This window comes from Microbulbifer sp. YPW1, assembly GCF_013367775.1.
Taxonomy (GTDB): Bacteria; Pseudomonadota; Gammaproteobacteria; order Pseudomonadales; family Cellvibrionaceae; genus Microbulbifer.
Genome location: NZ_CP055157.1, coordinates 4221443 through 4235302, shown reverse-complemented (window position 1 = coordinate 4235302; position 13860 = coordinate 4221443). Strand labels below are relative to the sequence as shown.

The following is a 13860-nucleotide window of genomic DNA, read 5'->3' as shown; positions in this document are numbered from 1 at the left end:
TTGTGACAGGCGGTGGCTGTACAGCTACCGCTGAATTAACAAGACCAGGAAAACAACAATGAAGTTTTGTACCGGGATGGCCAAGCTGGCCTCGATCGCTACCGTGGGCAAGGCCAAGCCGCAGCGAGTAGCCAGCCACTGGGCAGTTGCCGCATCCATACTCGCGCTATTAATGGCACCGTTAGCCATTGCCAAACCCGGTATCAGCAGCGACGGCGCCGCGCCCAGAGGTACCTCTTCAGAGAACCGCGAAGACCTGGAAGATATGCAGGTCAAGGTACTCGGCGGTTCGGTGCGAATGACTCGTCGTTGGACGCAAAGCGGCTGGGAGTGGAACAGCCGCTGGAACCCGATACAGACCTATGCCGAGCTGCGGGAATCTCAGGGCGAAGCAGCGCCAACCACCGGCAACTGCAAATCTCCCTACGAGCACTATCTGTTCCGCAATGGGATGTCTTACCGCCCAGAACATTTCAAAGTAGATAGCGACAATTGCCTCAAACCGTTTGGCGATACCTATCAGGCAATGCTGGTCCAGACGATAACCAAGCAAGTACTGGTTGGCGGTGAAGGGGCGACTCCGCATTACACCTGGCGCGACCGTAGCGGTAACGTGATTCGCTACATTGATGGAGATATATCGGAATACAGCGATAAGAATGGTGTACGGGTAAGTTTCACGTACGTGCAGGATCGCATAAAGTCGGTTGAAGACCACCACGGCAATACCGTGATCACCTACCACTGGGAGTTGGTGCCGGGCGAGAGTGATCAGTACCGGTTAGCACGCCTTGAAGATTACTCTGGCCGCCAGGTGAGCTATCAATATGGTGAGGACAGCGGCGATACACTGAACTACCGCCAGCTCGTTTCCGTCACTGACGTCCGAGGAGAAGCGTGGACCTATCAATACAAGTTTCGCAGCAATCAGCAGCGCACACTGGCCAGCGTTACCGACCCTAACGGTCGCATAACCACTTATTCCACCAATGCAGATGGCAATGTCAACGGGCACACCAATGCCGACGGTGTAGGTATGACCTACAGCCACACGGTGGACGGCGACACCAAAACCTATAAAACCACCCGTACCGACAGCTCCGGTGTTATTACCGAAACCTGGTACAACATCCTGAATATGCCGGTGAAGCAGACCGTTGGCGGAGAGCTGCAGTACACCATTGACTACCAGTACTCCGACAACAAAACCGCCCGCGAAGTTGCGCAGCAGTACAGTTACACCGGCACCACGCAGCTGGGCGCAAACGCCAATGATGCGCCCATCCGCCTGATCAGCAGTATTACCACCGATGCCCGCGGACTGGAAACCAAGCACTATTACGACACCTTCCGCAATATCACCCGCACCGAGAACCCTGACGGGACCTATACCACCACCGAGTGGAATACAGAACTCACCCTGCCGCTGAAGCAGCGTGACGAGCGCGGTGTCATCACCCAGTACGAATACGATGCAAAAGGCAACCTGATTAACCTGACCGAGGCCGCCGGCACCGCCGACCAGCGTATTACACGCTACACGTACGATGCTTACGGCCAACTGGAAAGCCAGACCACCGGTGAATCCACTGCGGGCAACACCGCATTGTCCACCACCAGCTGGGAATACGACGCTTACGGCAACGTTACCAAGGTCACCAGCCCCGAGCAGGAAGTGACCGAATACAAGGACTACGACGTAAACGGCTACGCCCACACCGTACTGGATGCGCGCCTGAAGACCTGGACGCGGGATTTCGATGCGGTCGGCAATCTGTTGTCAGACCTCAATCCCTACGGCCAGGGGTTCAAATATGAGTACGATGCCGCCGGCGATCTGGTCAAAGTCACCGACGCCAGTGGCAGCAGCCTACATATCACCAACAATGCCTCCGGCCTGCCGCTGACGGTGACCGACGATGCCGATAATCTGCTCAAACTGGATTACGACAATGGCGATCGCCTGGCTACTATCACCGATGCCGAGGGTTCCACAATTGGCCTCGAATACGACAGCCAGAACCGCCTGAGTGCCATCGTCGATGGCGAGCAGAACCGCACCAAGTACACCTATCAGCAAAACCTGCTGTCAAAAATCGAGTACCCGACCTATGCGGAAGAGCTGGGTTACGACAAGCGCGACCGTATCGAGCAAAGCAAGCAAAAGGCCAACAACCTGGAGTACCTGCGCAAATACGGCTACGACCTGGGCAGCAATCTCGATAGCGATACCGATGCGCTGGAGAATACCGAGAAGTACGAGTACGACAACCTCAGCCGTCTGGTGGCTATTGTCGACCCCGAAAATGGCGAAGCCAAGAAGACCAAATTTACCTACGACGCCCGCGACAACCTGTTGCAGGTGCAAGACCCGGAAGGGCGCCTCACGGTCTACACCTACGACAAGGCTGACCGCCTGAAAACCGAGACCAAGCACGACTTTATCGGTACCAACAAACAGCGCGTCTACAACTACGATGCCAATGGCAATCTGGTTGAGGTGATCAACCCCCAGCAGGAAAAGCGCCGCTACAGCTACGACGACGCCAACCGCCTGAACCAACTGCAAGTGTTTGCGCACAAGGACAATGCGCAGCCGGTGAAAGTAGTGGATTACCACTACAACGCCAAGGCCCAATACACCGGTTATACCCAGCAGCCGGGTGCGGATACTGCCAATGCCACTGCGGATATTGTCCATCATGGGGAAACCTACACCTACGATGCGCTGAACCGCCTCGAATCCGTGCGCGTGGATTATTACGGTGAAGGGGCGCAAGCCGCGGAAATCGCCTTCTCCAAGAGCTACAGCTACAGCTATTACGGCAACGGCCTGAAGAAAACCTATACCAACCCGGAAGGCATTACCTACACCTACTACTACAACAAGAACAACCAGCTGGCGGCGGTGCATGTGCCCGGGGAAGGGCAGCTGGCGTGGACCGACTTCCACTGGCTCGCCCCGCAGACCCTGTTACTGCCCGGCGGCAACAAGATCACCCTCAGCTACGACGACTTCCTGCGGGTGAAACAGCGGATTCTGGAAGACTCTGCCGGCAACGACAAAGCCCAGGCCGTGTACGAATACGACCTGGAAAGCAACATCCGCAAGATCGACACCGAGCATGGGGCTTATGCGTTTGGTTATGACGACCTTTATCGGCTCACCGAGGCTGATTACCCGCTAGAGAATGCGGCGAATGATGAGCAGTTTGGGTATGACGGTGTGGGCAACCGCACGGATCATGCTCGACGCGCGGATGAGGGGATGGGCGGCGAAGCCGCGGGGACAGATTTTAATCTGTCCCCCACCCAAAGCGCCTACAACAACCACAACCAGCTAACCGGCTCGACCGAGGAAGTTGATGGAGGGACAGAACAAGTTCTGTCCCTCGCTTATAACGACAACGGCCACACGACCCAAAAAGTGCAGGGTGGTGTTACCTGGGATTACCGCTACAACCACGAAGAACGCCTGATCGCCGTCGATAAAAATACCCAGACGGTGGGGCAGTATCAGTACAACCCTTACGGCCAGCGGATTCGCAAGCAGACCGATAGCGCAACTTACTTTCTTTATAACGAAGAGGGTATGGCTGCGGAATACGATGTGGGCGGGAATCTGATTAAGGAGTACCACTTCAAGCCGGGTATGCCGTGGATGACCGAGCCGTTGTTCCAGCGGGTGGCTTCTGGGGAGGTTTATTACTACCAGAATGATCATTTGGGTACGCCGCAGCGGATGGTGGATAAGTCCGGAGCTGTGGTTTGGGAGGCTCGGTATGAGGCTTTTGGTGAAATTACGATTTTAATCGAGGCTGTAGGTAACGCCTTGCGGTTACCGGGTCAGTATTTTGATGCGGAGAGTGGTTTTAACCAGAACTACTTCAGGGATTATGATCCAAATATTGGGCGATACATTGAGCGAGATCCAATGGGGCAAGCTGGAGGTTTTAACGAATATTGGTATGCCTCTGCAGCTCCTGCTCAGTTTGCGGATCCAACTGGTGAAATTGTATGGGTTCCAATTGTAGTTATTGCAGCAAGAGTGATTGTGACTGGTTACAAAGTTTATCGGAACGTAAAAAAAGCAAGGAAGAAGCTAGCAAAGACCTGTTCTTTAATTCATAAAGCATATAAAGCTGCTTGTATGGGTACTAAAGGATGTAGTGAATCTGACAGTTGTGAGTCTGCGAAGAAAAAACTTAAAGGAAGGTCTGCATGTTCTCAGGGAAGGAAGGTCTATATCAATGCGGGCTGTGACTCCGTTGGAAGGGGGTATGGTGCAAAAGGTAAGAAGACACCGGACAACTTGGCAGACCAGGATCGCAGACGACACGAGGAAGAGTACAAAAAATCGCTAAAGCCTTTGGAAAATTGTAAGAAGATAGTTTCAAAGAAATGTCGGAATAAGGATGATTGCGATGCTCAGTAGTCGGGTGGCTGTGGGGTTAAGTCAATTAATGAGCGCTTTTAGGCGCGTTATAGATATATCGAGCTTGTTAAATACTTTGGATTCACATACTGATATTGGTATGAATGAAGGGTTTAGCCTTGATATGTTTAATGGTTTAGTTTTTGGGCGGATAGATATAGAAGGTCTTGAGGAAGAGCTGACTTTTTTGTTGGAGAGTTTTTTTACATATTGTGAGTCTGCAGGCTGCAAAATGAATTCTTACGAAAATCTGCTTTTGATGTCCTTATACGCATATTCTGAGAGGGTCGTCGGTTCGGCTACGTCAAGTATGGATTGGATTGCAAGTGCTGCTGCTGACTTGGATATAAGTGATTTTGATCCGAAAGTGATATCAGTGTTAGTTCATTGGTTAGAAGTGGCTCGAGCTGAAGTTTCCCCTGCTGAGGATTCTGACACTAAAAGCTTTGAGAAATTTTTAGATGTACTTCATAAAGGTGACAGATCTGTTTAATACGCCCAAATAAGCAAGGCAGGGAGTGGTGCTTGGGAATAAAGGGGGCAAATTAAAAGAGGGTAAAGGGGACAAGAGGGTAAAGGGGACAGATCTATTTAAGACGCCCAAATAAACAAGGCAGGGAGTGACGCCTGGAAAGATTGAGAAAAGCTATGCCAAGGAAGGCGCGAATATTGGTGGCGAATATGCCACATCATGTTGTGCAGCGTGGGCACAATCGCGAGGCGGTGTTTCTTGCAGATGAGTGGCAACATAAAGGGGACAGATCTATTTAAGACGCCCAAATAAACAAGGCAGGGAGTGACGTCTGGAAGGATTGTGAAGAGCTATGCCAAGGAAGGCGCGAATATTGGTGGCGAATATGCCACATCATGTTGTGCAGCGTGGGCACAATCGCGAGGCGGTGTTTCTTGCGGATGAAGATTATCAGTATTACCGGGACAACTTGTTCGAGTGGAAGGATAAGTTGGGGATCAAGTTGTATGCCTGGTGTTTGATGACCAACCATGTCCACCTGCTGGTGGAGCCGGGGGATCGGGCGGAATCGATTTCATTGTTGATGAAGCGGGTTGCCGGTCGGCAGGCGGCTTATGTAAACAAGCTGGAAGGTCGCCGAGGTTCCCTGTGGGAAGGGCGCTTCAAGGCGAGCGTGGTTCAGGCCGAGTCGTATTTTCTGGCTTGTTGCCGGTATATCGAGCTGAACCCGGTGCGCGCCGGTATGGTGCGCGGGCCACGACAATACAAGTGGTCCAGCTATCGCGAGCGGGTTGGGGCTGATTTGAATTTTGTACTCGACAGCCACACAGAGCTGCAGCGACTCGGGCGCAGTGGTGCAGAGCGGGTGGCAGCGTATAAAGAATTTGTAAAAGCCTGCGTGTCGTCGGACGAGCTGGCTTTCTTGAGTGAGGCCTGGTCTCGCAACCAACTGACTGGTAATAGCCGGTTTGTCGATGAGATCGAGCGCAGGATAGGGCTCCGAGTTGAGCATCGCCGGCCCGGACGGCCGCGAATGGAAATAGATTGACGTCGGACGGCTACGGCAGCCGGGCGAATAAATAATTAAATGAAAGCATTACGACCATTAGGAATAGGAATCATGTTGCAGCGTTGGGGGATTCTGGCGGCGTTTTGGATCTGCACACTGGGTGTGCCGGCTGTCGCCACAGCTCAGGAAGAGGCGCTCTGCGCTGAGGTGCGTATCGAGATTCTTCAGGAACTGACGCTGGAGCGTCAGGGCTTTGAGGCGATCATGCGCATTACCAATAGCCTGGATACCTATTCCATTGAGGATATCGCCATCTCGGTGAATTTCGCAGATGCCGATGGCAATAGCGTGACCGCTACCTCGGACACCTCCGCCAGTGATGCGGCCTTCTTTATCCGTATCGACGATACCCAGAGCGTTAATTCCCTGGTGACCGGAGATAACGGCGAGGTGACCGATGCGGTGATCAATGCCGGCAACGTGGGCGAGTTCCGCTGGTTGATTGTCCCCACCGCCAACGCCGCCGGTGAGACAGATAACGGCGAGCTGTACTTCGTAGGCGCCACACTCTCCTACAGCTACGGTGGTAAGGAGGAGGTAGTGGAAGTAGCCCCGGATTCCATTGTGGTAAAACCCCAGCCACTGCTGACTCTGGATTACTTCCTCACCGAAGAGGTCGTCGGTGACGATGCGTTTACGACTGAAATTGAACCCCCGGAACCCTATACCCTGGGTGTCCGTATCGATAACAGCGGCTACGGCGCCGCCAACAAGGTCAAAATCGAGTCGGCCCAGCCCAGAATTGTCGATAACGAGCAGGGCCTGGCAATCGACTTTACCATTACCAAAAGCTTCGTCGAAAACCAGGCCGCACAGCCCAGCCTGCTGATCGACTTTGGTGAAATCGATCCCAATGGCATGAAAGCCGGCCGCTGGATCATGGAGTCCACGCTCTCCGGTAAATTTACCTCGTTTAATGCCAGCTTTACTCACGCCGATGAACTCGGCGGTGAATTGACCTCCCTGATTGAAGCCACCAATGCCCACCTGCTGGTGCGGGATGTAAAAGTAGACCTCGCCGGGCGTGACGCCGTACCAGACTTCCTGGCCTACGGCACTGACGGTAATTATTACGTGTACGAAAGCCAGAATACCGGTGCCGATCTGGCGCTGTGCAAAAGCTGCGCCGAGGTTTTGGCGCTCAGCTACAGCCTGGGTAGCGAGAGTGGCGGTACTCGAGTGTTGTTCGGCGCAGCGGAGGCGGGCTTCGGTTTTGTGAAAGTGGCGGATCCTTATGGCGGAGCCAAGGTGCTGCACAAAGTCGTGCGTGATGATGGTAAACAGCTGGATGCTGCCAATTATTGGACCTCGAAAGAGCGTGCGGAAAACAAGGTCGACTTCAATCACTATCTCAATGTGTTCGACTTCGGTAGTACCGGCAGTTACACCCTGTATTTCGTGGATGCCAGCGCGGTGCCCCAGGCCCCGGTGATCCAGGCGATTCTGGACCGCAGCACCCACGAGGGCAGCCAGGTCGGCTTTCTGGTGCAGTCATCAGATCCCAACGGCACCGTGCCGCAACTCAGTGCAACCAGTCTTCCTGCGGGTGCCACTTTTAACGACGGCGGAGATGGCACCGGCATCTTCCGCTGGCAGCCAGCCATCGGTCAGGCGGGCAATTATGTTGTCAGCTTTACCGCAACGGACGGCGAACTCTCGAGCCAGCGTGCCGTCAATATCGCGGTCAACCCGGCGGATGATACCGATGGCGATGGTCTGAGTGACGCCTGGGAGATGGAACACTTCGGCAACCTGGACCGGGACGGTACCGGCGACTACGACGAGGATGGCCGTACCGATGCCCAGGAAGAAGAAGTCGGCAGTGATCCCACGGTGCCGGAGGTGGCTCCGGGTGCACCGCAAATTGCCAGCCCGGTATACGACGGTGAAGTGCTTAACGGCGCCAGCAGTTTGCTGCCGACCCTCACCATTACTAACGGCGAACACGCACCGGAAATGATCGTTGCCTACCAGTTCGAGGTTTACGCGGACGAGGCGATGCTCGACAAGGTGGCCGAATCAACTCAGGCCGAGGGCTCGGCGACGACCAGCTGGACGGTGGCCAATACAGACCTGCTATCGGGCAAGGCCTTTGCCGATAACACTCTCTATTACTGGCGTGCTCGGGCCATCACCCAGGTGGTAGAGGGCAGCGGAGACGTGCCGGTTGCCTCGGAATGGCAGGCGAGTCGCTTCTTTGTCAACACTGCCAACGATGCACCCGGTGCCGCGGCCATTGTAGCGCCGGCGGTCAACGCCATCGTCGCGGACCTGCGCCCCACACTGGTGGTCGCCCACGCAGTGGATCTGGACCGCGATACGCTCTCCTATGGTTTTGACCTGTTCCACGAGTCGGATCTGGAAAACCCCATCGCCCAGGTATCCGGCCTGTTGCCCGGTGGTAACTTCCAGACCAAATGGCAGGTCCCCAATCCGCTACAAGAAGACAATGCCTATGTGTGGAACGCCTGGGTGCAGGATGCGCACGGCGCGCGAACCGATAGCGCTATTGGTACCTTCCTGGTCAGTACCCAGAATAACAAACCGGTAGCGCCAACTGTCGTCGCTCCAAGCGGTGCCCTGCAGGGGTGGTTGCCGAACAACGGTGTGGCCTTGCGGGTACGCAATGGCATTGACCCCGAGCAACAACCACTCACTTATCACTTTGAAGTGGACACCCTGTCGAGTTTCGACAGTGCTGGCAAGCTGTCATCCGGTCCGGTTGCGGAAACCGCGCAGGAAACTGCTTGGACGGTGGAAGGGCTGCAGGAAGACACCACCTATTACTGGCGCGCCAAGGTGAGTGACGGTGCTGTGGATAGCGATTGGGTAACCGCCAGTTTCAGCGTGAATGCTGGCAACGCCGCGCCGCCGACCCCCAGCCTGCAAAACCCCGGCGACAGTGCCGTGGTCGAGACGCTGCGTCCACTGTTTGAAGTTAACCCCGTGATTGACCCGGACGGCGATACGGTGCAGTACCGGTTTGAGGTTTACTCCGATGCCGCACTAACTTTGCTGGTGGCCAGCCAGTTGCAGGCGGGCACCCAGTGGACGCCGGGTTTCGACTTCGATGACAACACCCATTATTACTGGCGCGCGAGTGCGGAAGACGGCAATGGTGGCGTTAGCGACTGGACTGACGTCAATACGTTCGCGGTCAACGAAAACGGCATTAATGATGCGCCGACCATTTCCCTGGTCCTGCCAGACAGTGAAATCACATTGGCTGAGCCGGAAATCCTCATTCAGTGGCAGGACGCAGACCCGGATAGTAGCGCGAGTGTATCTATTTACTACCTCTACGAAGGTAGCGGACGCACCCTGATCGCAGAGGATATCGCCGAAGACGCAGATGGTGCCGGAGACCAGTATCTCTGGGATGCATCCGGCCTGTTGCCCGGCAATTACAGCCTGCAGCTGGAAATTACCGATGGCGAAAGCACGGTGGTGGCCGACGGCTGCTGCAATATCGTGGTGCCGTCACAGACCAAACGCATTACTGCGACGCCGACAACCGACCTCCTGACCGATGAGGCGGGCACGGTAATCGCAGCGGTAGACGTGGTGCTGGACCAGCCGCTGCAGGCTGGCACCAGCCTGACTCTGAATGTGTCGGTATCTGACACCAGTGAAGCCCGCCTTTTAGGTGAGAACTATCTGCAGTTTACCGCGGACAACTGGAACACTCCGCAGACCGTTCAGTTGCAAGGTGTCGATGATTGTGAAGTGGATGGCAACCGCCCGTTTAACCTGGTTTTTCAGCCGGCTCAGAGTGATGACTCTGCTTATAGCGGATACCTGCTGGATAGCATTGAGTTGGTCAATGCGGATAGTGAAGTGGCCGGACAGACGCTGTTTATCTGTCAATACGCCCTGGAACAGGATGTGCCTGTAGCCGGGGGAACAGACGTGGATTCACATTATCTGGTGACCTTGAATAACACCGGAGTGGGCCTGGTAGATGCCAGTGCGACACTCACACTGCTGCCTTCACCGGACCTGAACTATTCGGCGAGTGTTATCAGCGGTGGTACGCAGGCCTTCGCGAACATTGCTGCCGGTGCGAGCGCGCAGGGTAATGAGGCTCTGGTAATCCGCCATCCGGCTTCTCAGACGGTGGATTTTGCAAAATTCGCCTGGAGCATTCAGTCGGGTGATTCCCTTACCAATGTCGAGGGCGATAGCGGTCACAATACCCTGCAGGGCACAGAAGGTGCCGATACCATCGACGGTAAGTCCGGCAACGATACGATCTTCGGCGGCGATGGCGACGACGTCATTATTGGCGGCGCCGGTACCGATAAGCTGTACGGTGAGGCCGGTAACGATACCTTTGTTATCGAAGGTAATGATGGGCATGCCGATCGTATCGAGGGTGGTGATGGCTTTGACCAGATTGTTGGTGGCGGCGGTGACGACGCCATTCGCCTGAGTGTATTCAGTGGTGCCGCCACAGTGGAGCGTATCGACGGCAGTACGGGTTTCAATGCCATCTACGGCACCAGTGCACACAACACGCTGGACTTCTCCAATACCGAACTGGTCAATATTGATTTTATCGACGGCCTCGCTGGTAACGACACCATTTACGGTAGCTCTTCTAATGACAAGATCATCGGCAATACCGGAAGTGACAAGCTTTACGGCAATGCGGGTGACGATATCTTTATTATTGAGGGGAATGATTCGGGATACGACCGGGTTGAGGGGGGCACTGGTTTTGACCAGGTGATCGGTAGTGACGGAGATGACTGGTTCCGCTTCAGTGTTTTCAGCGGTAACGCCCGCGTCGAGGCGATTGATGGCGGCGCCGGTGTTAACCAGATCCTCGCCAATAGCGCCAATAACACGCTGGATTTTCGTGACATCAGCCTGATCAATATTTCACGTATTGATGGTGCGGCAGGCAACGATACGATCTACGGCTCCAGTACTGCGGACACCATTATCGGCGGTATGGGTAGCGACAAGCTCTATGGTGAGGGTGGGGATGATCGATTCCTGCTCACTCCGGGAGACACAGGATTTGAGCGGTACGATGGCGGTGCAGGTGACGACTGGATTTTGGGTACGACTGCCGACGACACTATCCGGTTGAGTGTGTTCAGTGGTAATGCACGCGTGGAAGTGATCGATGGTGGCGGCGGCATGAACCGAATCCTGGCGAACAGTGCTAACAACACCCTGGATTTCTCAGAAACCCAGCTTGTGTCCATCGACTCCATTGATGCCGGTAAAGGGAATGATACCGTTAAAGGCTCTGAATCCGCTGACATCATTATTGGTGGAGAGGGTTCGGACCTGATTTATGGTAATGGCGGGGCAGATACCTTCCACGTAACAGAGGGCGATACTGGCTTCGACCATTATCAAGGCGGCGAGGGCATCGATCGCCTGCTCGGTACCGATGGCGATGATGAAATTCGTCTCAGTGTCTTTAGCGGCAATGGTCGCGTAGAAATTATTGATGGCGGTTCTGGCACCAATCGAATAGTTGCGTCGACAGCTAATAACACCTTTGATTTCAGTGAGACTCAACTGCTCAATATCGCTGAGATTGATATGGGGGCTGGTAACGATACGGTTTACGGTACAGATGGCGCTGACAGAATTATTGGTGGTATTGGGTCCGACAAGCTCTACGGCAATGATGGGGACGATGTGTTCGTAGCCACTGCTGGTGATTCCGGATATGACCGCTACGAAGGTGGCGATGGGTTTGACACCTTACTGGCTACGGCAGATGACGATGTACTGAGGCTCTCTGCGTTCAGCGGCAATGCGCGAGTTGAGAGAATTGATGGCGGTGCGGGGAGTAATACCCTCCGGGCAAACAGTGCCAATAACACCCTGGATTTCCGCGGCACAGAGCTGGTAAGTATTGCGCTGATTGATGCTGCTGCTGGCAATGACACCATCTACGGCACTGACCTGGCGGATGTCATCGAGGGCGGAGTAGGTAGTGACAACGTATACGGCGAAGCAGGGGATGATCTGTTCCTTCTTACCGAAGGCGATACCGGTTTCGATAGCTACCGTGGCGGCACTGGCATCGATTCCTTGCGGGGAACACCCGGCGACGACATATTCCGCTTCAGCGCATTTGCCGGAGAGGCATCCGTTGAGATCGTGGATGGTAATGGTGGAACCGACATCATTCTCGCGACCTCGGCCAATAACACGCTGGATTTCTCCAGCACTCAGTTGATCGGTATCAGCTCTATCGATGCTGGTGCGGGCAATGACACCGTTTACGGTAGCAGTGCAGCTGACACCATTATTGGCGGGCTAGGTAGTGACTATCTAGACGGCGGTAGCGGGGACGATACGTTCCTGTTTACAGAGGGCGATACCGGAAGTGATCGCTATAGCGGAGGTGAAGGTTTTGACCAACTGCTGGGTACAGACGGTGATGATGACATGCTGTTCAGTGCATTTAGCGGCGCAGCGACCGTTGAACGCATCGACGGGAAGTTGGGTGTAAACCGAATCCTGTCCAACAGTGCCAATAACACACTGGACTTCTCCAGTGCCGAAATTCTGAATATATCCGAGATAGATGCCGGCGCAGGGAATGACACCGTAAAAGGTACATCGGGTAATGATGTGATTGTTGGCGGTACAGGTAGCGATCAACTGTATGGCAATGCTGGCGACGATATCTTTATTCACACCGCCGGAGACACGAGTTACGACCGCTATGAAGGTGGAGAGGGTAATGACACCCTGCAGGGTACTGATGGAGACGATGATTTCCGGCTCAGTGCTTTCTCCGGTAATGCGACCGTTGAAGTCATTGATGGTAAAGACGGAAGCAACCGTATTGTGGGCAGCAGCGCAAACAATACCTTCGATTTCCGTAACACCTCGTTGGTAAATATCTCCCTGATTGCTACCCAGTCTGGTAACGATACCGTTTACGGAACTGGGGTAAGCGACACAATCGAGGGCGGTCTGGGGAGCGACAATCTCTATGGTGAGGGAGGCGACGATATATTCCTGATTACAGCGGGAGATACCGGGTACGATCGCTATGCAGGTGGTGACGGTATAGATGAAGTGCTTGGCACCACTGGTAGTGATCTCATTCGGTTGGCCGCCTACGCAGGTGCCAGTACCGTCGAGAGAATCAATGGCAATGGTGGTCAGGACATTATTCAAGGCACGACGGGGAACAACACCTTGGACTTCTCTACCACAGAGCTCCTGGGTATCGCCGAAATTGATGCGGCTAAAGGCAATGATACGGTATTAGGGTCTCCTGGCGACGACACCATTCGCGGTGGTGAAGGCACTGATACGTTGTACGGAAATGCCGGTGCGGATATCTATATCTTTGCCCGTGGAGACGGTGCCGATTCTATCCGCGACTCCGGATCAAGTGAGGGCGACACCCTATACCTCGAGGGCGCCATCACGCCTGAGGATGTCTGGATCGTTAGAAATGGTTCTCACCTTGATATCTATCTTCTCGCCGGGCCAGAGACAATAAAAATCGTTAACTGGCAATCGCTCGATAATCGAATTGAAGCGATTTCAACCGAATCTGGTGCGCTTCTGCCATTCGATAAGATAGATGCTCTTGCCAATACCCTGATGTCTATCGGCATTCCAGTGGCGGGTGTGATCAATCTTGATGCAGAGCAGCAGGCTCAGGTCGCTGAGGCAATTCAGCTTGCATGGCAGTAGGGTATTGTTCAGTAGGAGTGCTTCTGGTGGGGCGCTCCTGACCTTGCTGTGATTCGCATTGCAAAGTTTATATCGGAAAAATTACGAATTTAAAGTGAGCACGATCGACGCTGATTGTACAGTTTCGAGTGTGCCTGTATTAAAAAAGGGATTGTGGTGGGTAGTTTTTCGAGGCGTTTATCGGAAGTTCTTGCA

At 54.2% G+C, this 13860-nt stretch carries 4 protein-coding genes; all 4 read left to right on the top strand.

Annotated elements, in window-relative coordinates:
- Positions 1-58: 58 nt before the first annotated feature.
- Entirely contained in the window at positions 59-4435 is a 4377-nt protein-coding gene (locus HUW35_RS17215) for an RHS repeat-associated core domain-containing protein (protein WP_181253453.1), read from the top strand.
- Positions 4416-4928, top strand: a complete 513-nt coding sequence (locus HUW35_RS17210; protein WP_181253452.1) for a hypothetical protein — start codon at positions 4416-4418, stop codon at positions 4926-4928. Before HUW35_RS17215 ends, HUW35_RS17210 begins: the two co-directional genes overlap by 20 nt.
- 364 nt (positions 4929-5292) lie before the next feature.
- Complete coding sequence (locus HUW35_RS17205; RefSeq protein ID WP_219932614.1) at positions 5293-5955, top strand: transposase; 663 nt, start codon at positions 5293-5295, stop codon at positions 5953-5955.
- 72 nt (positions 5956-6027) lie between these two features.
- Entirely contained in the window at positions 6028-13665 is a 7638-nt protein-coding gene (locus HUW35_RS17200; protein WP_181253450.1) for a putative Ig domain-containing protein, read from the top strand.
- Positions 13666-13860: the final 195 nt, after the last annotated feature.